The organism is Moraxella bovis (genome assembly GCF_002014975.1).
In the GTDB taxonomy this organism is placed as follows: domain Bacteria; phylum Pseudomonadota; class Gammaproteobacteria; order Pseudomonadales; family Moraxellaceae; genus Moraxella; species Moraxella bovis.
On the sequence record NZ_MUXV01000022.1, the window covers coordinates 149,609 to 176,553 of the forward strand.

23 protein-coding genes, 3 tRNA genes and 2 pseudogenes are annotated in these 26,945 nt (G+C 45.2%); 10 read left to right on the top strand and 18 right to left on the bottom strand.

All coding sequences use genetic code 11. From position 1 onward, the window contains the following. Nucleotides 1-142: 142 nt before the first annotated feature. Entirely contained in the window at nucleotides 143-1,084 is a 942-nt protein-coding gene (gene trxB / locus B0182_RS05745) for a thioredoxin-disulfide reductase (protein ID WP_078273995.1), read from the bottom strand. Nucleotides 1,085-1,280: 196 nt separating this feature from the next. Then, nucleotides 1,281-1,949 (bottom strand): MiaE family protein, encoded by a 669-nt coding sequence (locus B0182_RS05750; protein WP_078273996.1) that lies wholly within the window; start codon nucleotides 1,947-1,949, stop codon nucleotides 1,281-1,283. A 591-nt stretch (nucleotides 1,950-2,540) separates the two neighbouring features. On the opposite strand from B0182_RS05750, the gene B0182_RS05755 reads away from it, so the two are divergent. Continuing rightward, a complete protein-coding gene (locus B0182_RS05755) occupies nucleotides 2,541-3,518 on the top strand; it encodes a porin (RefSeq protein WP_078273997.1) in 978 nt (325 codons plus the stop codon). 66 nt (nucleotides 3,519-3,584) lie between these two features. On the opposite strand, the gene B0182_RS13900 is transcribed toward B0182_RS05755, so the two are convergent. The 7 genes and pseudogenes from B0182_RS13900 to B0182_RS05785 form a co-directional block, all read right to left on the bottom strand. Further along, complete coding sequence (locus B0182_RS13900) at nucleotides 3,585-4,355, bottom strand: pteridine reductase (RefSeq protein WP_115369384.1); 771 nt, start codon at nucleotides 4,353-4,355, stop codon at nucleotides 3,585-3,587. A gap of 495 nt (nucleotides 4,356-4,850) precedes the next feature. Continuing rightward, a pseudogene (locus B0182_RS15145) lies at nucleotides 4,851-5,525 on the bottom strand (tRNA nucleotidyltransferase/poly(A) polymerase-related protein); the annotation flags it as partial. A 61-nt stretch (nucleotides 5,526-5,586) separates the two neighbouring features. Continuing rightward, the gene (locus tag B0182_RS05765) at nucleotides 5,587-7,926 is read right to left on the bottom strand and encodes an NADP-dependent malic enzyme (RefSeq protein ID WP_078273998.1); all 2,340 of its coding nucleotides are present in this window, start codon (nucleotides 7,924-7,926) and stop codon (nucleotides 5,587-5,589) included. A 149-nt stretch (nucleotides 7,927-8,075) separates the two neighbouring features. Continuing rightward, entirely contained in the window at nucleotides 8,076-10,076 is a 2,001-nt protein-coding gene (locus B0182_RS05770) for a TRAP transporter permease (protein ID WP_078273999.1), read from the bottom strand. 1 nt (nucleotide 10,077) lies between these two features. After that, a complete protein-coding gene (locus B0182_RS05775) occupies nucleotides 10,078-10,551 on the bottom strand; it encodes a DUF1850 domain-containing protein (protein WP_078274000.1) in 474 nt (157 codons plus the stop codon). A gap of 42 nt (nucleotides 10,552-10,593) precedes the next feature. After that, nucleotides 10,594-11,697, bottom strand: coding sequence for a TAXI family TRAP transporter solute-binding subunit (locus B0182_RS05780; protein WP_078274001.1), 1,104 nt, complete (start codon nucleotides 11,695-11,697; stop codon nucleotides 10,594-10,596). Between the two features lie 250 nt (nucleotides 11,698-11,947). Next, complete coding sequence (locus tag B0182_RS05785; RefSeq protein WP_078274002.1) at nucleotides 11,948-12,691, bottom strand: sulfite exporter TauE/SafE family protein; 744 nt, start codon at nucleotides 12,689-12,691, stop codon at nucleotides 11,948-11,950. A gap of 404 nt (nucleotides 12,692-13,095) precedes the next feature. Between B0182_RS05785 and B0182_RS05790 the strand changes: the two genes are divergently transcribed. From B0182_RS05790 to B0182_RS05800, 3 genes are all read left to right on the top strand, one after another. Then, a complete protein-coding gene (locus B0182_RS05790; protein WP_078274003.1) occupies nucleotides 13,096-14,205 on the top strand; it encodes a Bug family tripartite tricarboxylate transporter substrate binding protein in 1,110 nt (369 codons plus the stop codon). Between the two features lie 63 nt (nucleotides 14,206-14,268). After that, on the top strand, nucleotides 14,269-14,721 hold the full coding sequence (locus B0182_RS05795; protein WP_078274004.1) for a tripartite tricarboxylate transporter TctB family protein: 453 nt from the start codon (nucleotides 14,269-14,271) through the stop codon (nucleotides 14,719-14,721). A 3-nt stretch (nucleotides 14,722-14,724) separates the two neighbouring features. Continuing rightward, nucleotides 14,725-16,227: a tripartite tricarboxylate transporter permease gene (locus B0182_RS05800; RefSeq protein ID WP_078274005.1), complete on the top strand. Its 1,503-nt coding sequence runs from the start codon at nucleotides 14,725-14,727 to the stop codon at nucleotides 16,225-16,227. Between the two features lie 159 nt (nucleotides 16,228-16,386). On the opposite strand, the pseudogene B0182_RS15395 reads toward B0182_RS05800, so the two are convergent. From B0182_RS15395 to B0182_RS05830, 7 genes and pseudogenes are all read right to left on the bottom strand, one after another. Then, nucleotides 16,387-16,629: pseudogene (locus tag B0182_RS15395) on the bottom strand (IS1 family transposase); the annotation flags it as partial. After that, nucleotides 16,610-16,948 carry a transposase-like zinc-binding domain-containing protein gene (locus tag B0182_RS15400; RefSeq protein WP_458367883.1) on the bottom strand — a complete coding sequence of 113 codons (339 nt, stop codon included), beginning with the start codon at nucleotides 16,946-16,948 and terminating at the stop codon, nucleotides 16,610-16,612. The pseudogene B0182_RS15395 and the gene B0182_RS15400, both read right to left, overlap by 20 nt. A gap of 329 nt (nucleotides 16,949-17,277) precedes the next feature. Beyond that, complete coding sequence (ybeY, locus tag B0182_RS05810; protein WP_078274006.1) at nucleotides 17,278-17,829, bottom strand: rRNA maturation RNase YbeY; 552 nt, start codon at nucleotides 17,827-17,829, stop codon at nucleotides 17,278-17,280. Beyond that, on the bottom strand, nucleotides 17,819-18,919 hold the full coding sequence (locus B0182_RS05815) for a PhoH family protein (protein WP_115369386.1): 1,101 nt from the start codon (nucleotides 18,917-18,919) through the stop codon (nucleotides 17,819-17,821). The genes ybeY and B0182_RS05815 overlap by 11 nt, the downstream gene beginning before the upstream one ends. Before the next feature lie 285 nt (nucleotides 18,920-19,204). Further along, nucleotides 19,205-19,280 (bottom strand) — tRNA-Asn (locus B0182_RS05820). Between the two features lies 1 nt (nucleotide 19,281). Next, nucleotides 19,282-19,357, bottom strand: a tRNA-Lys gene (locus tag B0182_RS05825). A gap of 35 nt (nucleotides 19,358-19,392) precedes the next feature. After that, nucleotides 19,393-19,468 (bottom strand) — tRNA-Lys (locus tag B0182_RS05830). A 180-nt stretch (nucleotides 19,469-19,648) separates the two neighbouring features. On the opposite strand from B0182_RS05830, the gene dut reads away from it, so the two are divergent. Both dut and argB read left to right on the top strand, forming a co-directional pair. Further along, nucleotides 19,649-20,113: a dUTP diphosphatase gene (gene dut, locus B0182_RS05835; protein WP_078274031.1), complete on the top strand. Its 465-nt coding sequence runs from the start codon at nucleotides 19,649-19,651 to the stop codon at nucleotides 20,111-20,113. Nucleotides 20,114-20,166: 53 nt separating this feature from the next. Continuing rightward, a complete protein-coding gene (gene argB, locus B0182_RS05840; protein WP_078274008.1) occupies nucleotides 20,167-21,075 on the top strand; it encodes an acetylglutamate kinase in 909 nt (302 codons plus the stop codon). A gap of 282 nt (nucleotides 21,076-21,357) precedes the next feature. Here the strand turns inward: argB and B0182_RS13910 are convergent, their stop codons facing one another. Both B0182_RS13910 and B0182_RS05845 read right to left on the bottom strand, forming a co-directional pair. After that, nucleotides 21,358-21,624: a hypothetical protein gene (locus B0182_RS13910; RefSeq protein ID WP_112742521.1), complete on the bottom strand. Its 267-nt coding sequence runs from the start codon at nucleotides 21,622-21,624 to the stop codon at nucleotides 21,358-21,360. Between the two features lie 53 nt (nucleotides 21,625-21,677). After that, the gene (locus tag B0182_RS05845; RefSeq protein WP_078274009.1) at nucleotides 21,678-22,028 is read right to left on the bottom strand and encodes a Spx/MgsR family RNA polymerase-binding regulatory protein; all 351 of its coding nucleotides are present in this window, start codon (nucleotides 22,026-22,028) and stop codon (nucleotides 21,678-21,680) included. Nucleotides 22,029-22,119: 91 nt separating this feature from the next. Between B0182_RS05845 and leuS the strand changes: the two genes are divergently transcribed. The 4 genes from leuS to holA all read left to right on the top strand — a co-directional run bounded on the left by leuS (nucleotide 22,120) and on the right by holA (nucleotide 26,633). Beyond that, nucleotides 22,120-24,711: a leucine--tRNA ligase gene (leuS, locus tag B0182_RS05850; protein ID WP_078274010.1), complete on the top strand. Its 2,592-nt coding sequence runs from the start codon at nucleotides 22,120-22,122 to the stop codon at nucleotides 24,709-24,711. Between the two features lie 85 nt (nucleotides 24,712-24,796). Then, nucleotides 24,797-25,090, top strand: coding sequence for a hypothetical protein (locus B0182_RS05855; RefSeq protein ID WP_078274011.1), 294 nt, complete (start codon nucleotides 24,797-24,799; stop codon nucleotides 25,088-25,090). Between the two features lie 32 nt (nucleotides 25,091-25,122). Next, nucleotides 25,123-25,611, top strand: coding sequence for an LPS-assembly lipoprotein LptE (locus B0182_RS05860; protein ID WP_078274012.1), 489 nt, complete (start codon nucleotides 25,123-25,125; stop codon nucleotides 25,609-25,611). An 11-nt stretch (nucleotides 25,612-25,622) separates the two neighbouring features. Further along, nucleotides 25,623-26,633 carry a DNA polymerase III subunit delta gene (holA, locus tag B0182_RS05865; RefSeq protein WP_078274013.1) on the top strand — a complete coding sequence of 337 codons (1,011 nt, stop codon included), beginning with the start codon at nucleotides 25,623-25,625 and terminating at the stop codon, nucleotides 26,631-26,633. Nucleotides 26,634-26,945 lie beyond the last annotated feature (312 nt).

Sequence of the window (26,945 nt, forward strand, 5' to 3'; positions counted from 1 at the left end):
CCACAAAAAGACAAATTGCCTAGGCGGTTTGTCTTTTTGTTGTTGGAGTTAAAGTCGCCATTGAAAGGCATATAAAAAGCCCATTTAAAAAACAATACTAAATGGGCTGTGTGTCTAAATCCGTGGTTTGCTTTGGGTGAAATCACATCCCATCCAAGTACTTCTCCGCATCCAACGCTGCCATACAGCCTGTCCCTGCCGATGTGATGGCTTGGCGGTAGATATGGTCTGCCACGTCCCCACAAGCAAACACGCCGTCAATGCTGGTGGCGGTGGCATTGCCGTCCAGTCCGCTTTTTACCACGATGTAGCCGTCTTTCATAGTAAGCTGACCGTCAAAAATGGCGGTGTTTGGCTTGTGTCCGATGGCGACAAACATTCCCATGGCATCGATTTGTTTGGTGGTGCCGTCTGTGTTTTGGATAATCACGCCTGTTACGCCCATGTCATCGCCCACGACTTCTTTGACACCGCTGTTCCATTCAATCGTGATGTTGCCGTTTTTGACTTTTTCAAATAGTTGGTCTTGCATGATTTTCTCGGCTCTAAGGCTATCACGGCGGTGGATTAGGGTAACATGGCTTGCGATGTTGGATAGATACAAGGCTTCTTCTACGGCGGTGTTGCCTCCACCGATGACGACGACTTTTTGGTTTTTGTAAAAAAAGCCGTCGCAGGTGGCACACGCTGACACGCCACGCCCCATAAATGTCGTTTCACTCTCCAAGCCTAGATACTGAGCAGTTGCTCCTGTGGCGATGATAAGAGCATCACAAGTATAAGTGCCGTTGTCGCCTGTTAAGGTAAAAGGGCGGTTTTGTAGGTCGGTGGTGTGGATATGGTCATAGATAAGCTCGGTGCCAAAACGCTCAGCGTGTTCTTTCATGTTATCCATGAGTTCACCCCCCGTTAAGCCCTCTTTTCCGCCTGTCCAGTTGTCAATCTCGGTGGTGGTGGTAAGCTGTCCGCCCAGTTGTAGCCCTGTGATAATGACGGGGTTTAGGTTGGCACGGGCAGCGTACACCCCTGCTGAGTAGCCTGCTGGTCCTGAACCTAGAATGATGAGTTTGTGATGAGTGGTCATAATATTTCCAAAGGTAAAAAGGTAAGATGATAAGATGAATGCTTTTAACTGTAAGCCATCAGTCACTTAAAGTTAAAACCAAGGCAAAAAGTAAAGCCATAATATGCGTCTGCCCGCCCAAATTGCAAGCACCACGCACGCTAAAATTTAAAATCCGATGATTGATAAATACGATGATGGCTTGCTTGTATAAATTTTAAACAAAGTCAGGCACGCCACTATGAAAGCGTAGCTCCCCATCAGGGCTATCTATCAGCTCCGCTTCCACCGCCCGAAAAAACGCCACTCGCTCATCTATTGGCTCATCAGATACCGACTGGGCAAGAGCCAGATAATCTTCATAATGACGGCTTTCGGATTTGAGTAAGTATTTATAATACTTTGATAACTTTTCATCATCAATCACATCCGCCAATGCCGAAAATCGCTCACACGAACGAGCTTCGATAAACGCCCCGATAATCAGCACGTCTATCATGCCGGCAGGCTCCCACGTGCGTTTGTGCTTTAATAGCCCCTTGGCGTATCGCCCCGCAGGCAGGTGCGACCATGCGATACCACGTTCTTTCATGAGTTCTAACACCTGCTCATAGTGGAGCATCTCTTCACGCACCAGCTGGGCAAGTTTTTCTTGCAAATCCTTGTGAAACTCATAACGAAAAATCAAATTCATCGCCGTCCCTGCTGCTTTTTTCTCGCAGTTGGCGTGGTCTTGCATGAGTAGGGGGAGATTATCTTTGGCGACAGCGAGCCATTTATCGTTGGTTTTTGCCCCCAAAAATGCATGAATATGGCTGATGTCGGTTTTGGCTTTGGTACGGCTAGCGATGACGTGCAAGTCATCTTCGGGCAGTATGTCGGTCATAAATATTTCCAATATTGATTAAACATTAAAATCATGGATATATTTTAGCATGATTTAACCATCTGTGAACCCGTTTTGGTTGTCACGTACAGCCACAAATTGATTATTTTTCACACAATAGTGCAATATAACACATATAAAACATTAATACATTTATCTAAAATTAATGCTATATAACTTCATGTCATGTCAAAAAACATCATCCAATTAAAAAATATTCTCAATGTTTACAAATTTTTTGGAAATCAGTAACATTATAAATCATTGATAAATATGTATTTTTTTAAATTTATTTAAAAAAGTGTGAATTTTTGTGATAAAAGGTGTTGCAAAATATGACAAAATTGGTATTCTATACACACGGTATGGGATTGATGACTGTTTTTGTCTATTGTGTTAAACTTATGCAAAATTTGATACATGATTATCAAAAAATGTAAAAGTTGTCACGAATATGTCACGAAACTATGATGAAATGCCCATATTGGCAATAACTTAAAACCGCGATAGGTTGTTAAGTGGTTATTAGCTTATCACATCGGGTGCAAGCGTACAGCAGCCCCATCACTAAAAATGTCAGTGGAGAAACCCATGAAAAAACTACTTTTAGCGTCAGCCGTTGCTGCTCTGTCTATCACAGTTGCTCAAGCTGCCCCACAAGTTTATGGTAAAGCGTTCTTGACTCTTGATGTACAAGACGGTAATAGCAACAGTGCAAGCAAAGACTCTCGTACCCAACTAAACTCTAACGCCTCTCGTATCGGTTTTAAAGGTTCAGAAGCTCTAACTGTCAATACTGACCTTGTGTATCAATTAGAGTATGGTATTGATGTTGATGCCAATGAAGATCAATTCTACTCTCGTGATACGTTCTTGGGTCTATCTAATAAGCAATATGGTACTTTGCTTGCTGGCCGCTTGAGTGCCATTGATGGCATGGTTGACTATGCTAATGTAACAGAAGGCGGTGTTATCGGTGGTAATAATGTGCTAGCCGCTATTGATAGCCCACGTGCTAACAATGCCCTTGCGTATGTCTCTCCAAAATATAACGGTGTTAACTTCCTAGGCATGTATGTTCTTGATGAGAACAACGGTACAGATACTTTGGCTCGTGACGCATTCGGTGTTGGTGTTCAATATGAACCTACCAATACCCCATATCGTGCCGGTGTTAGTTATATTCAAGCAGGTGACTTAAGAGCAGCTCGTGTGAGTGGTGCTTACGATCTAAGCCCTGCAACTACTGTTGGTGCATTATATCAAAACACCAAGCTTGTAAAAGGCGGTGAAAAAGAGAATGCTTTCACTGTATCTGCTGAACACAAGCTAGTACAAACCCCTTGGACTGCCTACGGTCAGCTAGACTTTGTTGATAACGCACGTGGGAATAAAGATGCTGAAATCTTCCGTACCGTAGTTGGTAGCAAATATGCCTTTAACAAAGCAACCACTGGTCATCTATATGGTGCTTACCAACGTTCTGAAGGTGTTAACCTAAGCAATACTGCTACTGGCAACAAAGCAAATGCTTATGGTGTCGGTGCAGGTCTAGAATACAAATTCTAATTTGTATCACACTCTTACAAAAACCCGCCTGATGGTGGGTTTTTGCTGTTTTATATTTTGTCTTTTTTAGCTACCCCTTAACGTCAAGCTCCGTCCACCGTCCACCGCCAAAATCTGCCCTGTGATATAAGGAGCGTTCGCCAAAAATAGCACCGCTTGGGCGATGTCATTGGGCGTACCGATTGTTTGTAAGGGAACAGAACTCGCAAGTTCGTCTTTGGTGCTGTCGTTCAATTCATTATTTTTGTTATCTTCTGGAAAAATATTCACACCAGGGGAGACGCCATTGACCCGCACGCTTGGAGCAAACTCCAACGCCAAGGACTGCACCATGCCCAGATGTGCCGATTTTGCCATGTTATAAATGGGGTAGCCGATAAAGGGCTTATCTCGTGCGTGAATGTCAAGCAGGCTAATGATTGCTCCATGATTTGTGATAAGCTCATCTTTAAAAACATGACTTAAAAATAGTGGAGCTTTGGCATTGGTCAAAAACAAATCGTCCCAGTCCGTTTGCCACTTATCCAAATCATCATTGACATCACTTGGATAAAAACTTGACGCATTATGCACCAAAACATCAATCCGCCCAAATAAAGCTATGGCGTGATTTTTAAAATCTGCCAATGTATTTTTATCATTAACAATACTCAAATCCGCCTTGATGATTTTGGCACTATTATCACAAATGGCATTTAATTCATCTGCCAAATATTGAGCATCTGTTTGGCTATGATGATAATGGATAATGACGTTAAAGCCGTTACTGTGAAAGGCTTCGACGATTGCCTTGCCAATGCGTTTTGCTCCGCCTGTGATTAGGGCGACTTTTTTCATAAAATTGCCTTTTTTTAAAAATTCGCTTAATTTTAATAATCTTAGCTGTGCCAGCTCATCGCCAATTTGTTTACCTTTTAATGACTTATCAATATCGTTAATCGTTACCGATTGATAAAGGCTAATGGCGTGATGAAAAAATTCACGATTGATTGTTTTATTGTTTACTATTTCTACCGCATTAATCAAATCAAATAACACCCTTTTGTCTTTTTGGGCTTTGGTATTTTCTATTAACATTAATAATTTATCGGCAGAAATGTCTTGATAATGGGTTAATTCATCAAAAAGCGTGATGAATAATTGGGCAAATTGCGTAATGGCTTTGGGCGTTAATAACCGCTCGCACAGTTTTGATAAATCCGCTTTATTATCCAAAAATCCATAGGTTAATATGGCAAATTTGATATGCAATGGCTTATCGTGGGCGGTTTTTAATTTATCAAAAGTGGTTTGGCGAATGGTGTTATTTTGCCAAATGGTGTTTAGCTCGGGTAGAATTTCTTTTAAAATATCTAAATAAAATAACAGTTCAAAAAACGCAAACGCACACATCTCATCAAAAGCCTTCACGCATTCCGTCCAAATCCGCTCACGGCTAAGGTGCAAAAGCTCCCCCCGACTGGCAATGCTTTGCATAAGGTAAGCGGTGTCAGGGGCGACCGTAAAACCCAGCTCATAAAAGCGGGCATAAAAGCGAGCGACTCGCAATACACGAAGCGGGTCTTCGCTAAATGCAGGGGATACATGGCGTAAGAGCTTGTGGCGTAGGTCATTTTGTCCGTCATAAAAGTCCACCACTTGCCCTGTGCGTGGCGTGTCGTCAAACAGTCCGTCAACTTCTATGGCAAGGGCGTTTATCGTCAAATCTCGGCGTGCCAAATCGTCTTGTAAGCTCACTCCGTCCGTCTGTACAGCAAAACCTTGATGACCTTTGCCGTTTTTGCGTTCGGTGCGGGCAAGGGCGTACTCGGCATGAGTGTGCGGGTGCAAAAACACAGGAAAATCCGCCCCCACTTGGGTAAAGCCTTGGGTGAGCAGGTCGGCAGGACTTGCCCCCACCACCATAAAATCTTTGTCTTTGATGGGGTGACCTAAGAGCGTATCACGCACCGCCCCACCAACCAAATATACTTGCATGGTAAATCTTTTTTGATAAATTTGGCTCATTGTAGCGTAAATTAACCAATAAAAAAAGCACCCTGATGAGTGCTTTTTGGGTTTGACCGGCTTATTTTGCCATGTCCTGAGCGTCCGATACCGATAGGGCGGTCATGTTGACGATGCGACGAGCGGTCGCAGAAGGTGTCAAGATATGCACCGGCTTGTCCGCACCTAGCAGGATAGGCCCTAGGGCGGCCGAGCCTGTGGCGGTTTTTAGTAGGTTAAAGGCGATGTTGGCACTGTCAAGCGTTGGCATAATAAGTAGGTTTGCCGAGCCTTTTAAGGTGCTAAATGGATAGCTGTGCTGACGCATACGCTCATCTAGGGCGGTGTCGCCATGCATTTCGCCATCAAACTCAAAGTCCACGTTCATCTTTGTTAAGATGTCATGCACCTGACGCATTTTGAGAGCAGAAGTACGGTCTGATGCCCCAAAGTTAGAATGTGACAGTAGGGCGACTTTTGGTGTGATACCAAAACGACGTACTGCTGCGGCTGCCAAAATGGTCATCTCGGCAAGCTCTTCGGCGGTTGGGTCTTCGTTGATGTAGGTATCAGCGATGAACAGGTTGCGGTTTTGCATGAGTACGGCACTCATGGCGTAGAAGTTGGATACGCCATCTTTTTTGCCGATGACTTGATTTAGGTATTTTAAATGCAAGTGATAAAAACCAAACGTACCACAAATCAAGCCGTCCGCATCGCCAAGCTCGACCATGAGTGAGCCGATAAGCGTGGTTTTACGGCGAACATCACGACGAGCCAGCTCTAAGCTGACGCCATTGCGTTGATTGGCTGTGTAGTGATATTCGACATATCTGTCGTAGTGGGGGTTGTTGTTGGGGTTGATGATGGTAATGTTTTGACCATCGACCAAACGCAGACCGAGATTGTCGATTTCTTGGTTGATAATCTCGGGGCGACCGATAAGGATAGGCTGGGCGATTTGCTCGTCCACCACCACTTGCACCGCACGCAACACATTGATGTCTTCACCTTCGGCATAGACAATACGTTTGGGGTTGGCTTTTGCCTTGTTGAAGATGGGCTTCATGGCAAGAGCAGTATTATAGATGAACTCAGACAATTTTTGGCGATAGACATCAAAGTCTGCAATCGGCAAGGTTGCCACGCCTGTGTCCATCGCAGCCTTGGCAACAGCAGGGGCAATCTCTAGGATAAGATTTGGCTCCAAAGGACCGGGGATAAGGTACTCACGCCCAAAGCTTTTGCCAGTTTCGTCTTTTTGACTGTCCACAGACGGGGTGGATTCGGTGTGAGCCATCGCTGCGATGGCGTGTACGCACGCAAGCTTCATCTCTTCATTAACGACAGTTGCCCCAACGTCCAATGCCCCACGGAAAATATAAGGGAAGCATAGGGCGTTATTGACTTGGTTGGGGTAGTCTGAGCGACCTGTCGCCATAATCACGTCCGAACGCACCGCATGGGCAAGCTCGGGCATAATCTCAGGGGTTGGGTTGGCAAGGGCAAAGATAATCGGGTCTTTTGCCATTGAGCGTACCATATCTTGGCTGACCACGCCTGGCCCTGACAGACCTAAAAATACGTCGGCACCGTTCATGACTTCGGCAAGGGTGGTCTTGTCGGTATCACGAGCAAAGCGGGCTTTGGATTCGTCTAGGTTTTCACGGCTTGTCGTGATAACGCCTTTTGAGTCAAGCACATAGATGTTGTTTTTGTTGGCTCCAAGTGCCACAATCAAATCAAGGCAACTAATCGCTGCCGCCCCTGCCCCTGAGCAGACAAGCGTAATCTCGCCGATGTTTTTGCTGTTAAGTTGTAGAGCGTTTAGCAGGGCGGCGGCTGAGATGATGGCGGTACCATGCTGGTCGTCATGGAATACAGGAATATTCATGCGTTCACGCAGTTCACGCTCGATTTTGAAGCACTCAGGTGCTTTGATGTCTTCTAGGTTAATCCCGCCAAAGGTCGGCTCCAAGCTTGCCACTGTCTCGATGAATTTGTCGGGGTCGGTCTCATTAATCTCAATGTCAAACACATCAATGCCAGCGAACTTCTTAAATAGCACGCCTTTACCTTCCATGACAGGCTTGGACGCCAATGCACCAATGTTGCCAAGCCCAAGCACAGCAGTACCGTTGGTAATCACGCCAACTAGATTGGAGCGAGCGGTGTATTTGGCGGCAAGTTTGGGGTCTTTTTCGATTTCAAGACAAGGCACCGCCACGCCAGGGGAGTAGGCAAGAGCTAGGTCTCGTTGGTTGGCGATTTGTTTGGTGGGAGTGACAGAGATTTTACCAGGACGGGGGTGTTCATGGTAATGCAGGGCGTTTTGTTCAAATTGTAAACGCTGAGCATCCGCTTCGGATAAAAAAGCGGTGTCGTGAGTTTTGTCCTGTGCAGGAACATCTTGATGAGCCATAATGCTTTTCCAGGTTGTTGAGAATAAAAACTATGAATAAAAATCGCTTTATTTTAACATGATTTTGGGGGTCATGCTAGGATTTGTTTATGGGTGTTTCTGTCTATTTTTTGGTTTGAAAAAAACACCGCCCAAAGGCGATGCATGGATTAAGACAGAGCAGTTTGTTTTTTTGCCATTTTAACATTCAATAGTAACATGGCAATGACCACCCCAAGACCAATAACGTCCGTCATGGTCTCAGGCACGATAAGGCAAAACGCCCCAATAGCAGTAACAACCCTCGCCCATATCGGTAGCGTGGTCTTAAAGTAACCCTCTACGGACGCTGATAGAGCAAGCACGCCAATAATGGATGTGGTGGCAACAGTAGCAATAACGTGCCATGCTGGCATGGCAAACTCTTTGGCGGTAACTGCCATGTCGGTAACATCAATCATCATCATGTTGGGGTTATAGACAAACATAAATGGCACGATAAAGCCAGCCAATGCCAGTTTGAGTGACTGCCAGCCTGTTTTCATGGGGTCACCCCCAGAAATACCCGCTCCTGCAAAGGCAGCCAATGCCACAGGTGGTGTGATGTTGGCAAAAATCCCAAAATAAAACACAAACATATGAGCCACCAAAATCGGCACATCAAACGTTGCCAAGGCAGGGGCTGCCATCGTGGCGGTAATGATATAGGCAGGAATGGATGGCAAGCCCATGCCAAGCACCATAGAGGCAAGCATAGTGAGAAGTAACGTCAAGAACAGCGAGCCTGCCCCAAGCGTTACGATGGACGATGTCATGACTGTACCAAAGCTCGTCAGGTTTACCACACCGATGACCACGCCCACGACCGCACACGCTGCCATGACTGATAGCGACTGTTTGGCACCGTCTTCAAATGCCCCTAAAATGTCCTTAAAGCCCATGCGAGTCTCAGGACGTAGCCAGCTAATCACGATGGTTGCCCCAATGGTATAGGCAGCAGCATAGCCAATCGGCACGTTTTTGGCAAGTAGTACCACCAAAAACACGATGGGTAGGAGCATATGTCCACGAGCTTTTAGAACTTCTTTGGCACGGGGCAAATCCGCCTTGGGGATGCCACGCAAGTTAAGCTTACCTGCTCTAAAATGCACCTGAGCAATCACGCCCAGATAGTACAGTAGGGCAGGCAGTACCGCCGATAGGGCGATGGTGCTGTATTTGACCCCTGTGGTTTCTGCCATGATAAAGGCGGCCGCTCCCATAATGGGTGGTAGGATTTGTCCACCGACAGATGCACTGGCTTCCACCGCCCCTGAGAATTCTTTGCTATATCCTACACGTTTCATGAGTGGAATGGTAAATGCCCCTGTGCCAACCACGTTGGCAACAGCAGCCCCATTGATAGAACCCATAAAGCCACTAGAAATCACCGCCACCTTGGCAGGGCCTCCTTGTTTATGACCTGCCAACGCCAACGCCAAATCGTTGAACAACTGTCCCATACCAGAGCGAGCCAAAAACGAGCCAAATAAGATAAACAAGAAAATAAAGGTAACAGACGCACCGATGGCGGTCGAGTATAGCCCTTCGGTTTTTAGGTATAATTGTCCAAAAATATCGCCAAAATCATAAGGGCGTGTCAGTAGGCGATCAGGCATAAAATCCATGTGGCTGATAAATGGATACGCCAAAAAAACTAAGGCAAAAATTGGTAAAATCCACCCTGTAATCCGCCGTGCCATTTCCATAACCACCACCACCGTGATGATGGCAAAGACGATGTCCATTTGGTTGGGGATACCACCCCGTACGGTAACGATGTCTTGGTATTGCCATATCAAATAGCCAGCACTGGACAAGGCAAGAGCCACCCAAATCCAGTCATACCAAACGACCTTTTGACGGCTGGATTTTTTGGCGGGGGGATAGATTAAAAAAATAAGAGCCGCCCCCACTGCCACGTGGATAGAGCGTTGCACCAGTTCGGGCAGGGGGTTGAAGGTGATGTATAAATGAAAAATCGAGTACAAAATGGCAATGCCAGCAATCAGATAACACACCCAGTTGTTTTTGGGGTTTCGAGTGACAGATTCTCGGTCAAATTTTTCTAAAATCTCTTGAGCTTTACTGTCTGATATGCCAGTATCGTCAGGGGTTTTTGCATTTGTCATATTATTCTCTTTGTTGTTTTAAACATGAAGGGATGTGATAAAACTGCCAAAAATTCAGCTGCTCTGGACTGATATGGATTTGGCTGTATTCGGGGACGATTTTATAAAGCGATAACGTCTGAGTGTCGCTCAAAATCTCGCCTTGCATGTTGGTTGAGACTATCCAGCTGATTTGAGGTGTGGACTGATTGATAAGTTGTCCCACATAGCCTTCGGGAGCGCTGATGGTCTTGCCTGTACTAGGCACGCCCGCTCCGAATGTTTGGATATAAGTCTTGGTCAAAACCAGTATATCCTTGTCTAACTCATACACTTCTTGCCAATACTGCTTTTCTACTGAATGTCGCCATTTTAAAATAAAGCCATCAGGCAGACGACAACGAGCGAGCGTGTGGTGATGAGTGTCGGCGGTTAATATTACCGCATTGTTGGTAGGGGTAAATATCCCCATCAGACAAAGGATAACCATAGCCATGCTGATGATGACTATGGTTTTTGGGCGCTTGATGATAATGACTTACTTCTTCTCTTCGATGGTCGTTTTAACAGTTTCGGTAGTTGCTTCGCTCTCTGTGGTTTGGACGGTGTCGCCAGAGATGGGTTCGTTGGCAGTAGCAGCACCCATTTCATCATAGTAACGTTTTGCCCCTGCATGTAGTGGTGCAACCAAGCCTGTCTGAGCCTTAGCAATGTCAATGTCTTTGGCGGCTTGGTGAGCGTTTTGCAGGGCAGGCAAGTTTTCAAAGAGTGATTTGGTTAAAAGATAAACGTCATTTTCGCTCAAATCACTACGCACCACAAGGGTGTTTAAAATCGCCGCCGTTGGTACATCTTCGGTATTGCTGTAGGTACCTTTGGGAATATTCATGGGGACAAAGTAAGTTTTGGTTTTGGCAATCTCGGCAAGTTTGTCAGCAGGGATGGCAACCATTTGTAATTTAAAACCTTGTTCTAGCTCCATAAGTGATGAGTTAGGCAGGCCACTGGTCAAGAACGCTGCGTCTAACTTGCCTGATTTTAGACCGTCAGCCGCTTCGGCATAACCTAAATAATCCACCTTAACATCGTTATAAGTGATACCAAAGCCCTCAAGCAAAGCACGAGTGGCGACTTCTACGCCTGAGCCTTGGGCGCCAACAGCGATACGTTTGCCACGCAAATCTTCAATGCTTTTAATGCCTGAGGCTTGTGAGGCAACAATCTGCACATAGTTGGGGTATAGCGTGGCGATTTGTGACACGCTGGTAAGTGGGGCTTTAAAGTTGCCTGTACCGCTTACCGCTTCGTTAAGAGCGTCACTCATGACAAATGCCATTTCTAGTTTTTTCTGGTCAAGTAGGTTTAGGTTCTCAACCGATGCCCCTGTGGTTTGGGTTTTGGCGTTGGCACCGAACTGACTGGCATAGCCTTCAGCAAGTGAGGTGCCGATGATGTTATAAGGACCTGACGCACCGCCTGTGCCGATGGTTACAAATTTGGTTTCTAACTTATCGCTTGCAGTAGTGCTTGTGTTTTGGCTACTGTCAGTTTTTTGCTCAGCAGATTTGTCGCCACCACAAGCGGTGAGTAGGGTAGATGTACCGATGATACAGGCGAGGGCAAGTTTGTTGAATGCTTTCATGAATTACTCCTAAAATAAAGAGGGTTGCCATTGTCATCATTTAGACACAATTTTAACAAGATAATACAGTCAAAAAAAGTTGTCAATAAAAAATTATGTTTTTTGAAATCATGGAGTATTTAATTTGCCAAAAGCACAAAAACACCACCCAAAGGCGACATTTGATTTGGAGCGATTTGTTTGGGTTTTGTGGGTGGTTTTATGTGTAAGCTGTGGTTTTAAGTGATAATGGCATGATGACTTAATTTTATTAAAACATCGCTCCCAACCACCCAAATTTGACCGCATTGTCATAGATGATTTTTAGGGCGATGATGGTCAAAATATAGGGTAGGGCAGTTTTTAGCCATGCCATTGGGATTTTGTGGCGAAGTTTGACCCCAGCCCATGAGCCTAGCGAGGCAGAGATTGCCATCAGTACAATGACCTGCCAATATGCCAAAAATTGAAATTCCAATATCGCATAAATTGCCAACTTAAACACATGAACAGTCGTCATCATGAGCGAGCCTGTGGTGACGATGACATCATTATCCTCATATTTTTTCATGAGTAAGGGCATATGAAGTGGACCAGGAGCTCCGACAAATAAACCTATGCCCGTTTGTAAAAAACCAATTAAATAAAAGTTTTCAAAACTTTTTAATAAGTGATTAATGGTTTTTGACCATTGGGTAAGTAAAATATAAATCGCAATAAATAACGGAATAAGTTCTAAATGGATAAATCGCACCACCGTACCAAATACTAACATACCTGCCACCGCCCCCACCGCAAAAGGACGAACATAGGTAAAATCCATTTGATGACGACCAAACCAAATGCGACTGACATTGCTGGCAAGCTGTGCTGAGCCATGCACGGGAATGATGGCACTGGCGGTTAGAAACATTGGCATGAGCCCCAGTAAAATCGTGCCACCGCCAAGCCCTGTAATGCCAGCAAGAGCAGATGTAAAAAAGTTGATAATCCCTAAAATAAACTCATTGGACATGGCAATATCAGTATCATAAACATGGCATTAATGTAGCAATATTTCATATAAAATACAATCATGTATTTTATATATTGCACCATTTTTTTTATAAAATATGTAATGATATAATTTATATGTACAACAAGCCATCAACTGTGTATATAAAGTGTATTATTACATGTTATGAATTAATGATGGTTTGCTGATTAAAAAGCCATTATTTTTTATAAAATTTATATATTTTTTTGTTGCAAAATGTTTTTTATTTTTATATGATAAGTGAAGTTTTGTGATAAGCCGTTTGGATTAATGATAAATTATCGCAAAATGAATATTGGACTTATCCCAATAAAGCCACTAAGTTTAGGTATGAAGGGTGTGGTTTTATTGGGTTTTTATACCTTAAAATATCGGAGTGGTATATGAAAGCTTTTAAATACGGAGCGATTGCCCTATCTATCTTGGCACTGACTGCATGCGGTGGCGATAAACAACAAGCTCAATCAGGCACAACAGGCGGTGATACAAGCGTAGCAGGCGAAGCCCCAAAACGCCCTGAATGTATCGCCCCTGCCAAACCAGGTGGCGGTTTTGACCTAACTTGTAAACTTGCTCAGTCAGGCTTACAAGACTTAGGTCTGCTTGATAAACCCATGCGTGTTACCTACATGCCCGGTGGCGTGGGTGCGGTGGCATACAACAAAATCGTTGCCAACGACCGCAAAAATGGCGATGCGATTGTGGCGTTCTCCACAGGCTCTATCCTAAACCTATCACAAGGCAAATTCGGTCAATTCACCGAAAAAGATGTGAAATGGCTTGCGGCGGTGGGTACAGATTATGGCATGGTGGCGGTAAACGCAAGCTCACCTTACAAAACCCTGAACGACCTAGTTGATGCCTTGAAAAAAGACCCCAAATCTATCTCCTTTGGGGCAGGTGGTAGTGTGGGCGGTCAAGACTGGATGCAAACAGCTCTACTTGCCAAAGCGGCTGGCATTGACCCAAATACTATGGGCTATGTGGCGATGGAGGGTGGCGGTGAGGCAGTAACAGCGGTACTTGGCAACCACATTCAAGTGGTGTCGGCAGGTATTGCTGAGGTCATGCCTCATGTGAAAGCAGGCAAATTGCGTGTGCTTGCGGTGTTTTCTGCCGAGCGTTTGGAAGGCGAGGGCTTTAAAGACATTCCTACTGCCAAAGAGCAGGGTTTTGACATTGAGTGGCCTGTGATTCGTGGTTACTACATGGCACCAGAGGCATCTGATGCATCCTATAACTGGTGGAAAGGTCAATTTGACAAAATGCTGGCTGACCCTAAATTTGCTGAACTTCGCACCAACCGTGAACTTCTGCCATTTGCCATGACAGGCGATGAACTTACTAAGTATGTCTATGAGCAAACAGAGGAGCTACATGCTTTGTCGGCTGAGTTTAACTTGGTTGAAGGTAATGTAACCACGCCAAAAGCAGAAGAAAAGCCTGCTGATGCTCCTGCCGAAGAAGCTAAACCTACTGAAGAAAAAAGATAATCATCATCTTATGATGACAAAACCAATCCTGTTTTGGGATTGGTTTTTTAAAAAGGAAATTTTATGGTAGTTCGTATATTTTCAGGGCTTATGCTTTTGGTGTCGCTCATTTTGCTTGTCATGGCATGGGGCTATACCGCACCCATTTCTTATGACCCCATCGGTCCCCGCCCTTATCCTGTCATGCTATTGACTCTTTTGGCGGTATTGAGTGCAGTGATTGTGTTTCGTCCTGCCAAATTTGCCGAAAAAATCGAATTGGGTCTCAATAAGCCCATCATCAAAAACCTAGCGTTTTGTACCATTGCCATGACTTTGTATGCTGTGCTGTTTGAGATGCTTGGCTACATCGTGGCGACCACACTCATGGCATGGGCGGTGGGTGTGTTGTTTGATGGTAAATGGCACAAGACACTCATCGCCTCTTTGGTAATGGCGGTAGGCACATATTATTTGTTTAATGGTCCGCTAGAAGTGAGCCTGCCTGCGGGTATTTTGAGGCCAATTTTGGGGTAAATCATGGATACTTTAAATTTTTTAATGCAAGGCTTTGCTGTTGCGACCACACCCCAAAACCTAATCATCGCTTTGGTTGGGGCATTTATTGGTACGATTGTGGGTATGCTCCCTGGGCTTGGTCCAATTAACGGCGTGGCGATTTTGCTACCGATTGCTTATGCGATGGGTCTGCCACCTGAGAGTGCGTTGATTTTGCTTGCTGCTGTTTACTTAGGCTGTGAATATGGTGGTCGTATCTCAGCGATTTTACTAAATGTGCCGGGGGACGCGGCGGCGATCATGTCCACGCTGGACGGTTATCCGCTTGCCAAACAAGGTAAGGCAGGGATTGCCTTGTCATTATCCGCCCTAAGTTCGTTCATCGGTTCGATGATTGCCATCACAGGGGTGGTGTTGTTTGCACCGCTTTTGGCAAACTGGGCGATTAGCTTTGGTCCTGCTGAGTATTTTGCCCTCATGGTCTTTGCCTTGACCTGTCTTAGTGGCTTGGTGGGCGATGCTCCCCTAAAAACAGGTATTGCGGCAGTCATTGGGCTACTGCTTGCCACTGTTGGTGTTGATGCGGTAACGGGTGTGTATCGTTTTACCTTTGGTTTGGTCAATTTGTCTGATGGCATCGCCTTTACCACCATCGTCATCGGCTTTTTTAGTGTGAGTGAAATTCTCATCATGCTAGAAAAGACAAGCGTGGGTCAAAAAGCCCTAGAACAAGGCAAGCGTGGCATGGTCAATGTCAAAGAATTCATGTCGGCAGTAGGTGCGATTGTGCGTAGTGGCTTGACGGGCTTTGTGGTGGGTGTGCTACCAGGGGCGGGTGCGACCATCGCCTCAGCGATGACCTACTCAAACGAGCGTAAAATCGCAGGCGAGAGTGGTAAGTTTGGCGAGGGCGACTTACGAGGTATCGCGGCTCCTGAGGCTGCCAACAACGCCTCTGCCTGTGGTTCGTTCATTCCCATGCTGACGCTCGGTGTGCCAGGTTCGGGTACGACTGCCGTGATGATGGGTGCTTTGACCCTGTACAACATCACGCCCGGTCCTCAGCTTTTTGCTGAGCAACCTGACATCGTGTGGGGCTTGATTGCGTCTTTGTTTATCGGTAATGTGATTTTGCTGGCGTTAAACTTACCGCTTGTCAAATTCTTTGCCAAACTGCTCGACATTCCAAACTACATCCTAATCCCAGCCATTGCGGCGGTGAGCTTTGTGGGTGTATATTCAATTCACAGCACCACTTTTGACCTCATGCTGATGATTGGGCTTGGTATTTTTGGTTATTTCTTGCGTAAGCTCAATTTCCCATTGTCAGCCCTTATTTTGGGTTATGTACTTGGTCATTTGATGGAATCTAACCTACGCCGTGCGTTGTCCATTTCACAAGGCGATTTGGATATCCTATGGCAAAGTGGCATTTCCATGACTTTGTGGGTGCTTGCCATCATCATGGTGATTTTGCCGATTTATCGTGTGATTAAAGGTAAAAAAGTGAAAAAAGTTCACTAATCATTCATAAAAGTATAAAAACACCCTAAAAGTAAGTGATTTTGGGGTGTTTTTTTGATATATTTAAAAGAATATGGCTAAAATAATGCCGATGATTGCTATGATAATGATAAGATCAAACACGGCGGAGAAAAAATCGGCTCTAGCCCAAAAAGTATGCTACACCCACCCATGGTTGATATAATGAAACACCAAGTCAAATGCTTTAAGATGATTGGTTAGGTTTTTAGAGAAACAACACGTTTTTCTAAATGCTCGCCTAACAAAGGCTCTAAGCCTTGTGTTGTTGCCTTCAATACCAACGGTAAAGCGTTTGCCCACTTGTTTGATAGAGTGCTTAAAAGCAACAAGAAAGCTGTCCCAATCATCACAAGCAATTTTGTTAAAACTCATACCTAAACTCATCTATCTTTAAGGTATTGTAATGCTTTTGTCTTGGTTTGATTTGGTGATTACTGTTTGCAAGCACGCTAAATACTTTACCCTTACTGACTTGTTCAAGTATCACAATGTCAGCAATACGACAACCACAAGCTGACATTAAGCGTATTTTGTCATTGATGTAAGATTGACAACCTTTGTCAGTAAGCTGTAAATGATGAACAAACTGTCTATGACAATCTTTGCAAAAATAGCTCTGTTTGCCATAGCTTTCTATGCCATTTTTCTTTATACTAACCGACAGGCAACTTGGGCAAGTAATGGTAATTTGTGTCTTCATAACCGTAAATTACCAACTTTTGTGCAAGTTGTCTTTTTAGTTTTTGTTATAGCATACTTTTTGGATTACTACCTAATAAACAATACAGTCATGATGACACAAAATAGAACTGTTATTATCATTTTACCCATTCCAAAAAATAAAAGTTTCATTATAAGGCGGGGGGACTTGTCAATAACAAATAACTCGTGTGATCTATGAATTTGTTATAAAGGTGTGGTGTTTTTTGGGCCAATGTCGTTTGTGGTTTTGATATAAAAATACCCCCCAAACGTGGGCGGTTGGGGGCGTTGTTGGTTTATTTTGTTTTGGGGTATGATGAAATTTTGTCATTCATAGGGATTGCCAACCCCAAGCCCCTTTAAAATCTCAATCTCAAACCCCTCCATTTCATCTTGCTCTGCTTGCCCAAGCTCATGGTCAAACCCAAGTAGGTGCAAAATGCCATGCACCAGCAAATGGGTTAAATGATTTTCCACCGTTTTGCCTTGCTCATCTGCTTCACGCACCGCCACATCATGGCAAATCACCAGCTCGCCCAGTGGTATATTATTCATCATTTGACAGACATCGCTCGGTATGTCGCTCGGATAAGATAAAATGTTGGTGGCGTAGTCTTTGCCCCGAGCGTCAAGGTTGAGCTCACGCCCCTCATCTGTGCCACAGACATAAATATCCAAAGATTTTGGCAAATCTATCCAGTTTTGAGCAGGTAGTTCATCAAATGGATAATAGGGCAACGCCAAACCGTGCGTGATTTTGTCATTCATCACCGTTAAGGCATGATTAAAAATCTCTGTAATTTTTATTTCATTATAAATTGGCAACTCAGCAAGACCTGCCACATCATCGGCAAAACTGAGCGTTATTTCATTCATCATTGCCGTCCTTGCCATTTTGACCGCTTTTGTCGTCTTTTATGCTATTTAAAAAGGACAAGGCGTTTAACGTACGGTTTAGCTCTTGTTCCTCTCGTTGTTTTTTGCGGATTTCGGCTCGCTCACTCTCGATTTTGCTTTCCACCGCATCATAAGCATCATAAGCGTCAATGATTTTTTGTACCAAATGATGACGCACGACATCTTTTGAGTTAAAGCGAGTGATGTGAATGTCCTCAATATTTGCCAAAATCTGCAACGCCACCGCAAGTCCTGACTTATGACCACGGGGCAAATCCACCTGTGAAGTGTCGCCTGTGATGACTGCACGACTCCCAAAGCCAAGCCGTGTTAAAAACATTTTCATCTGCTCAGGCGTGGTGTTTTGGGCTTCGTCTAAGATAACAAAAGAATTGTTTAAAGTCCGCCCACGCATATAGGCAAGTGGGGCAACTTCGATGATTTGGCGTTCGATGAGCTTACCCACCTTTTCAAAGCCAAGCATTTCATACAAAGCATCATACAGAGGGCGTAAATAGGGGTCAATTTTTTGGGTCAAATCGCCCGGTAAAAAGCCTAATTTTTCGCCCGCTTCCACGGCAGGGCGGACAAGCAAAATCCGCTCAATCTCGCCACGCTCTAACATATCCACCGCCACCGCCACGGCAAGGTAGGTTTTGCCCGTGCCAGCAGGACCTACACCAAACGAGATGTCGGAGAGCAGAATATTGCGCACATATTCGGCTTGGTTGTGTCCTTTTGGCGTGATTTTGCCTTTGCGAGTCGATAGGCTCACAGGCGTGTGCGTTTGGGTAGTCTCTGGATTTCGGGCAAGGCTTGCTTGGATAAGTAGGTGCAAGTCCTCTGGGGCGATGTCGTCTGATTTTTTGGCAAGCTCATAAAGCTCGCCCAGCACATATTGGGCGCGCTCCACTTGGGTCAAATCGCCTGTGAGTATAAAGTCATTGCCACGATTGACAATGCTAATATCAAGACGGTCTTGTAGGTATTTTAGGTGCGTGTTGTATTCGCCAAGCAGGGTGCGAAGCTCAAAGGGGGTCAGTTCAAAACTAAGGGTGTGAGTTAGGCTCAAATGGGTTTCCTTTTTAAAAATAAAATAGGTGTTGTCAATCATGCTTTGGAATATGATTTTGGGGAAATGCGGTTGATTAACCTTAATATATACCAATTCTGCATTTTAAAAATCATGTTTTTGTAGGGGCGTGCTGAGCACGCCTGTCGATATACCCCAAATTTAACAACACCAAAACAAAAATCATCAAGGCTTATATGCTTTCAAAAAACAAAAAATCAAGCCGTAAAATAACATTCAAACAACAAAAAACCCTTTTCCAAAATAGAAAAGGGCTTTTAAATATGGCTCCCCAACCTGGGCTCGAACCAGGGACACACGGATTAACAGTCCGATGCTCTACCGACTGAGCTATTGGGGAATGGTGGGTCGTGCAGGATTCGAACCTGCGACCAATTGATTAAAAGTCAACTGCTCTACCAACTGAGCTAACGACCCGCTAAGCACAAGGCTTATTCGGTCATCTAGGATAATGGTGGGTCGTGCAGGATTCGAACCTGCGACCAATTGATTAAAAGTCAACTGCTCTACCAACTGAGCTAACGACCCTTATCACTAAACGTGGTGCGTATTATACAGGTAAATTTTGATACGTCAAGCGTTTTTTATGAAATTTTTAAAAATTTAGCAAAATAAAAGGCTTTTGGGGCTTTGGCATTGCTTTTTTGGGGGCAGTTGCTTAAAATTAGCCAATCATTGATGAAATTGAGTTATTTAAAAGGCAATCTTATGCAATCTGTCCAAGTCAAACTCCTAAACCCCAAAATCGGCACTGACCCTGCCTTTCCCCTACCCACCCGAGCCACAGACGGCTCGGCAGGCATAGACCTAAGGGCGTGCATTGATGAAGCTGTGGTTATCAAAGCGGGCGAGACCAAACTCATCGGTACAGGCATGGCAATTTATATCAAAGACCCCAATTTTGCAGGGATTATTTTGCCACGTTCAGGACTTGGGCATAAGCATGGCATTGTGCTTGGTAATCTTGTTGGTCTGATTGATGCTGACTATCAAGGCGAGCTGATGGTGTCAGTGTGGAACAGAGGCGATAGCGATTTTATCCTAAATCCTGCCGAACGCATGGCTCAATATATGGTGGTGCCTGTGGTACGTCCAAGTTTTGAGATTGTCGATGAATTTAGCGATGACAGCGAGCGTGGGACAAGTGGGTTTGGTAGCTCTGGGATTAAGTGATTGATTTTATTGGTAATTGATAAATTTTTACAACTATTTGAAAGGAAAATGCCATGCAATACAAAGCCCCAAACCACAAATCCCTAACCCTAGACGAAGCCAAACACACAAGCGAGGTCATCACGACCGCCCTGCCTTATATCCAGCGTTATAAAGATAAGCTCATTGTCGTTAAATATGGCGGTAATGCCATGACCGACCCTGTGTTAGAAAGTTCTTTTGCCCGAGATATCGTCCTACTAAAAACGGTCGGCATTCATCCTGTGGTCGTGCATGGCGGAGGTCCGCAGGTGGATAATCTCATGAATGAGCTTGGACGTGAGTCTGACCGCATAGACGGCATGCGAGTTACCGACAAAAACACGATGAACGTGGTAGAGATGGTGCTGGGCGGTAGCGTAAACAAATCTATCGTCAATCTTATCAACAAGCACGGCGGACAGGCGATTGGCTTGACAGGCAAAGATGCCAACCTTATCCGTGCGGCCAAACTTGCCATGACCGACAAAGACGGCAGTCCCATTGATTTGGGCTTTGTCGGTGAAGTCGCCCACGTCAATACAGATGTCATCAATATGCTAATCCATAGCGACTTTATCCCCGTCATCGCTCCACTAGGTGTGGACGAAAATGGCGAGACTTATAACATCAATGCCGATCTAGTGGCAAGCCGTGTGGCCCAGTTTTTAAATGCCGAACGCCTACTTCTGCTCACCAACATCAAAGGCGTGCTAGATAAAAGTGGCAATATCCTGACCAGTCTATCGCCCACAGACGTGGATGATCTCATCGCTGACGGCACCATCAGCGGGGGCATGATACCCAAAATCGCAGGGGCATTGGATGCAGTCAAAGCAGGGCTTAGAAGTGCGACCATCGTGGACGGGCGAGTGCCACACGCTTGTTTGCTTGAAATCTTTACCGAAGAAGGTGTGGGAACGCAGATTTTAAGGGAAGTTTGAGTTTAAATCAGGCAAATTTGCATTTGGCGTAGGGTGGGAAAAACCTGCCATCTAAAATGTAAGTCATTCAATTTATTAGATTTTACAATTAAAATCCAACTTGTAAAACAAACTTGCCAATGACAATCATAATACAAAAAAGGTGGGCTTAGCCCACCCTACACCACTGTTATCTACCTAAGGAAATTCTTCGCTAGGATAAGGCATATAAATCTGATAACCGTATTTTGCTGTAATCAAACAGCCATTATCCAGCCATTCAACTTTTAAATTTTGATAATCTCAAAAGTTTTCATCAACCACCATCATCACACCTCTCGGCAAAACCTTACCATTAGCAAAAGGCGTTAAGAAAAACCGATGGTAATCATGGCTAGATAACCAAGCGTTATAGTTAGTGCCATTGGTCGCTACTGACAGCACCAAAGTATCAGATGGATTTTTCCATTGGTATAAGGTGTCAGATGAGCGGTTACTCAGGATGATAAAAACAATCCCTGCTAAAAACCCAGCCACAAAGACAAAACACTTCGTAAGATTTGTTTTCACTGTCAAGCCTTTCTAAATAACCATTAGAGTAAACCACATTCAATCAACAGGATTTAATTAAATTCCCCCGCCCACTCACTCTCATCAAAGCCGATAAGTGCCACGCCATCGCCGATGACGATTGGGCGTTTTAACACGCTTTGGTTGGCTTTGACAATCTCATACATGGCACTCGTGTCGCCACTGGTCAAGATGGCTTTGGTGTCATCGTCCAATTTGCGGTAGGTTGTGCCTTGTTTGTTGATGACTTTTTCGCCAAAGGTTGCCACAAATTTGGCAAAATCATCTTGGCTTAGTACCGACTTTTTATAATCAAAAAATTCATGTGCTATGCCGTTTTGATTTAAAAAATCAAAGGCTTTTTTCATGGTGTTACAGTTTTTTATGCCGTAAATGGTCGTCATGGGGGTGTCTCGCTTTACAAAATATTGGCAAATTATAGCAAAAATCGGCTATAATAGCGTGTTAAATTTTTTATTTTTGAGTTAGCCCATCATGAGCCTAAACAATTACGATTTTAAAGCCATTGAACAAGCCCAGCAAGCCAAATGGCAAGCTGATAACCGCTACCACACCGACAATAACGACAATGGCAAACCCACCCGCTATATGCTCTCCATGTTCCCCTATCCAAGCGGTAAGCTCCACATGGGACACGTTCGCAACTACGCCATTACGGACGTGTTGTCTCGCTACTACCGCCAAAAAGGCTATGACGTCATGCAGCCGATGGGCTGGGACGCTTTTGGCTTGCCTGCCGAAAACGCCGCCATTGACAACGAGGTTGCCCCCCATGCGTGGACGATGTCCAATATCGAGCATATGCGTGGGCAACTAAAATCGCTAGGTCTTTCCATTGACTGGTCTCGTGAGTTCGCCACTTGCAATCCTGACTACTATAAATGGGAGCAATGGCTATTTTTACAGCTTTACAAAAAAGGCTTGGTATATAAGAAGCTATCCACCGTAAACTGGGACCCTGTGGACAACACCGTCCTTGCCAACGAACAAGTCATAGACGGTCGTGGCTGGCGGTCGGGGGCGGTCGTTGAAAAACGTGATATTCCGATGTATTATTTTAAAATCACCGACTATGCGGACGAACTGCTTGACGATTTAAAACTGTTAGAAAACAAATGGCCAAAACAAGTCCTAACCATGCAACACAACTGGATTGGCAAAAGTCATGGCATGGAGCTTGATTTTACCTATGAGTTAGACGGTCAAGCGGACAAACTCACCGTCTTTACCACTCGCCCTGATACAATCATGGGCGTAAGCTATCTTGCGGTATCGGCAGAGCATCCGCTTGCCCAATATGCGTCTCGCCAAAATGAAAAAATTGCCGAATTTTGCAGGTTGTGCAAACAAGGCTCGGTTGCCGAAAGCGAACTTGCCAAAGCTGAAAAAGTAGGCATGGATACAGGGCTATTTGCCAAGCACCCTGTAACGGGCGAAGATGTGGCGATTTGGGTTGCCAACTATGTACTGATGAGCTACGGCTCGGGGGCGGTCATGGGCGTGCCTGCTCATGATGAGCGTGATTTTGAATTTGCCAAAAAATACAACTTGCCAATCAAGCAAGTCATTGAATTGAAAGGCAAAGAATACAGTACAGATGCATGGCAAGACTGGTATAGCGACAAAAATGGCGTGTGCGTAAATTCAGGCGTACTTGACGGCATGGATAAAGACACCGCGAGTGCCAAAATTCTAGAAGTCGTGGGCGATAAGGCAAACGCCACCATTCAATACCGCCTGCGTGATTGGGGCGTATCTCGCCAACGCTACTGGGGCTGTCCGATTCCGACGATTAACTGTCAGTACTGCGGAACGGTGCCTGTACCTGAGAGCGATTTGCCTGTGGTGCTACCTACCGATGTCGTGCCTGACGGTCATGGCAATCCTTTAAAATCACTGCCTGAATTTGTGAACTGCACCTGCCCAAAATGCGGACAACCTGCCGAGCGTGAGACCGATACCTTTGACACCTTTGTGGAGAGTAGTTGGTACGCCCAACGCTTTACCACGCCCCACGATGACACCCAAATGGTCGGCAGACAAGGTGCGGACAAATGGCTGTCGGTCAATCAATATGTGGGTGGGATTGAACACGCCATTTTGCACCTATTGTACGCTCGCTTTTTCCATAAAGTCATGCGTGATGAAGGCTTGGTTGGCGGTAGTGAGCCGTTTGAGTGCTTGCTGGCTCAGGGCATGGTACTGGCAGGGACGTTTTATCGTGAAAAAGCGGACGGCTCAAAAACCTACTATTTCCCTTATGAAGTGGAAGTGCGTGGCAATGAAGCGGTGCTGATAGCGGACGGCGAGCCTGTTACCATTGGCAAAATTGAAAAAATGTCAAAGTCCAAAAACAACGGCGTGGACCCGCAGACCATCATGGGCGAATACGGAGCGGACACAGTACGACTGTATACCATGTTTACCGCCCCTGCTGACCAAACGCTAGAATGGTCAGACTCTGCCCTAAAAGGTCCTTATAATTTTGTCAAAAAAGTATGGCGACTTGCCGATGAGCATTTGACTGCGATTGGTAACGTGGAAAAATCCGCCCTAGACGTGGCAAACCACAGCCTATCCAAATCCGCTAAAGCCCTACGCCGTAAGACCCATGAGACCATTGCCAAGATTGACACCGCCTTGGGCGAGCATTTGGCTCTGAACACGCCTGTATCGTCCCTTATGGAGCTTGCCAATGACATTGGGGCGTTTGATGTAGCAGACGGTGGCGATTTGGCGGTACGTCATGAAGCGATTATTACGCTTTTGACAATCCTATCGCTATACGCTCCGCACGTTGGCGAGCATTTGCTAGAAGTGTTTGGGTTTGACAGTCGCACACTTACCTTCCCAACGCTTGATAAATCGGCTCTCGTGAGCGACAGCATTGTCATGGCGGTGCAAGTAAATGGCAAAGTGCGTGGCGAGATTGACGTACCGACAGACACGGACAACGGCACCATTAAACAAATGGCTCTATCGCATGAGAGCGTTGCCAAATTTATCACAGGCGAACCCAAAAAAGTGATTGTGGTGCCAAATAAACTTGTAAGTGTGGTTGTTTGATTGTGTTTAAATAGATGTGTGGGGTAAATAATTCGCTCCACACGTCCAATCCATTTTATTAAAATTATCCATTACATGATTTATTATGCCAAAAACCAAACTGTTTAGCCTATTATCCAACATCGCCATTTTAGCCAATTTGGTCGTGGGATTTTTGCAAATTCATTGGGCGGTGATTGCCGTCTTTATCGTCATCCATGCCGTGCTTCGACTGGGCTATTTAAAGGCAGAAAGCGAAAGCACTGTGCGTGATGAAAACACCACCCAAACCAGCATTGCCCCGCCTGTCGTGCGTAATATCGCAAGTGTGATTACGGCGGTGATTTTGGCGGTGGCGATTTATTGGGTAGGTTTTGGTGTGGCGTATTTTGTGAAGTGATTTGATACAAAATAATTTAGAAAAGGACAACCATGCCAAAATTTTTAACCGCTCCATTGTTAGCATTAGCCGTCTTATCTGCCCTAACTTTATCGGGGTGCGGATTTGCCTTGCGTGGGACAGGCGAGAGCTTGCAGATAGCCCCTGCTTATCAGACCGTGCAGTTAAGCCTAGATGACAGCCAGGAAAACTTGCACCTAAAACGAGCCATGACCAAGCATTTGGAGCTTATGCACCTAAAAACAGGGTTTAGCACCAACCAAATCCGTGTAGATAACTTGCGGTTTCGCCGTTATGAGTTGGTCGGCACTTTGACCGAGATTCGTCTGGCGCTAAGTGCGGACGTCAAAATCACCGTTGGCACAAAAACCACCACCGCCCCCATGCAAGTGGAGCAAAGCTATCAATATAACGAAGCGAGTGTGGTAACGCTTGACCAGCAGGGCGAAGAGAGTAGGGGCTGGCTCTATGACCAGCTAGGCGAACGCATTGCCGAGCGTTACCGAGCCATGGCACGCTAAGCGAGCAGACCGTGCAACAGCGATTTTTACCGCTTTTTCATCATCTCAAAAACGACAACACCACGCCCACACAGGGGCTGTGGGTCATGCACAGTGATGAGCCACTTCTGCACCAATGGCTCATTGACGCCTGTCGCCCCCAATGGTCGGCAAATAACCAACTCATCAAACGCATGGAGCTTTCGTCCGCCAAATCATGGCTGGACGTGGTCGCTGAGCTAAATGACTTATCGCTGTTTGGTGACAGTACCGCCTTGATAGTTACAGGCAATCACAAGCCCGACACTAAGGCAATCGCTCGCCTTACTGCCTTTGCTGATGACGTGGCAGGCGGGCATAGCCATAATCATCTCATCTGGTGCCTGCCCAAGCAAGACAAAAAATCACTTGCCACCAAAGCCCTAAAACTCTTTGATAATCAAGGGCTTATGATTGACGGCAATGTCTATAATGAGTCAGTGCGTACCGACATTTTGACCGCCAAAGCCCAAGAGCTGGGGCTAATCCTAAGCCCTGATGCGTGGCAAATGCTCCTATCGCACACCGAACATCATCTGTTGTCGGCATATCAGACCCTGTGGCGGACGTCCTTTTTATACACGCATGGACAGATGATTGGCGTGGACGAGCTAGAACGGTCGCTTGTGGACGGGGCGGATTTTACCGTGTTTCATCTGTCGGATGTCATACTTGCAGGAGATGCTCAAAAAAGCCTTGCTATTTTACATCACCTAAAACGCACCGACACCGCCCCAAGCATTGTACTGTGGGCGATTGCCAAAGATGTACGGCTGATTCTGCAAATTCAGGCAGGTAAAGCCCCAAGCGAGCTGAGTATTTGGCAAAGCAAGGCATACATCTACGAGCAGACGGCACGGCGACTGCACGGGCAGGGCGGACGGTGGTTGTCCGATGTCTATGCCATTGATAAGGCAATCAAGGGCGTGAGCGATAAAGATGTGTGGCAACTGCTGACCGATTTGGTGCTGTCGGTGTGTGGGGTGGGGGCAAGGCAAGGATAAATGGTGGGTGTGGATAATTACAAAACGTTACCATTTTACCATAAAAATTTATAAAAAATACTTAGGGTTTAATTGTTGTTTAAAACAAAAATTTTATAATGACTGTTGGGTTTTTAAAAATTGCATTGTTTATATTTAGATTTTTTAAGACAATTTTTAAGATAAATGTAAATTTGACAAAATTAGAAGTAAATGAATTGTTTAAAAATTAATCATAACATAAGGTAAATTGTTATTTATTCTGCAAGCCTATCATTAACCATGTCAAATTTAAAAACTTTATTTTTTGGTGGTAGTCTAAAAAGTATGCTG

What these genes read in the sequence shown, in the direction of transcription:
- argB (WP_078274008.1), top strand. Translation starts at nt 20,167, where the DNA reads ATGCAATACAAAGCCCCAAACCACAAATCCCTAACCCTAGACGAAGCC.
- B0182_RS15400 (WP_458367883.1), bottom strand. Translation starts at nt 16,948, where the DNA reads ATGAAGACACAAATTACCATTACTTGCCCAAGTTGCCTGTCGGTTAGT.
- B0182_RS05755 (WP_078273997.1), top strand. Translation starts at nt 2,541, where the DNA reads ATGAAAAAACTACTTTTAGCGTCAGCCGTTGCTGCTCTGTCTATCACA.
- B0182_RS05770 (WP_078273999.1), bottom strand. Translation starts at nt 10,076, where the DNA reads ATGACAAATGCAAAAACCCCTGACGATACTGGCATATCAGACAGTAAA.
- dut (WP_078274031.1), top strand. Translation starts at nt 19,649, where the DNA reads ATGCAATCTGTCCAAGTCAAACTCCTAAACCCCAAAATCGGCACTGAC.
- ybeY (WP_078274006.1), bottom strand. Translation starts at nt 17,829, where the DNA reads ATGATGAATGAAATAACGCTCAGTTTTGCCGATGATGTGGCAGGTCTT.
- B0182_RS05765 (WP_078273998.1), bottom strand. Translation starts at nt 7,926, where the DNA reads ATGGCTCATCAAGATGTTCCTGCACAGGACAAAACTCACGACACCGCT.
- B0182_RS05785 (WP_078274002.1), bottom strand. Translation starts at nt 12,691, where the DNA reads ATGTCCAATGAGTTTATTTTAGGGATTATCAACTTTTTTACATCTGCT.
- leuS (WP_078274010.1), top strand. Translation starts at nt 22,120, where the DNA reads ATGAGCCTAAACAATTACGATTTTAAAGCCATTGAACAAGCCCAGCAA.
- B0182_RS05860 (WP_078274012.1), top strand. Translation starts at nt 25,123, where the DNA reads ATGCCAAAATTTTTAACCGCTCCATTGTTAGCATTAGCCGTCTTATCT.
- B0182_RS05790 (WP_078274003.1), top strand. Translation starts at nt 13,096, where the DNA reads ATGAAAGCTTTTAAATACGGAGCGATTGCCCTATCTATCTTGGCACTG.
- B0182_RS05795 (WP_078274004.1), top strand. Translation starts at nt 14,269, where the DNA reads ATGGTAGTTCGTATATTTTCAGGGCTTATGCTTTTGGTGTCGCTCATT.
- trxB (WP_078273995.1), bottom strand. Translation starts at nt 1,084, where the DNA reads ATGACCACTCATCACAAACTCATCATTCTAGGTTCAGGACCAGCAGGC.
- B0182_RS13900 (WP_115369384.1), bottom strand. Translation starts at nt 4,355, where the DNA reads ATGAAAAAAGTCGCCCTAATCACAGGCGGAGCAAAACGCATTGGCAAG.
- B0182_RS05855 (WP_078274011.1), top strand. Translation starts at nt 24,797, where the DNA reads ATGCCAAAAACCAAACTGTTTAGCCTATTATCCAACATCGCCATTTTA.
- B0182_RS05800 (WP_078274005.1), top strand. Translation starts at nt 14,725, where the DNA reads ATGGATACTTTAAATTTTTTAATGCAAGGCTTTGCTGTTGCGACCACA.
- B0182_RS05780 (WP_078274001.1), bottom strand. Translation starts at nt 11,697, where the DNA reads ATGAAAGCATTCAACAAACTTGCCCTCGCCTGTATCATCGGTACATCT.
- B0182_RS05775 (WP_078274000.1), bottom strand. Translation starts at nt 10,551, where the DNA reads ATGGCTATGGTTATCCTTTGTCTGATGGGGATATTTACCCCTACCAAC.
- B0182_RS05845 (WP_078274009.1), bottom strand. Translation starts at nt 22,028, where the DNA reads ATGACGACCATTTACGGCATAAAAAACTGTAACACCATGAAAAAAGCC.
- B0182_RS05750 (WP_078273996.1), bottom strand. Translation starts at nt 1,949, where the DNA reads ATGACCGACATACTGCCCGAAGATGACTTGCACGTCATCGCTAGCCGT.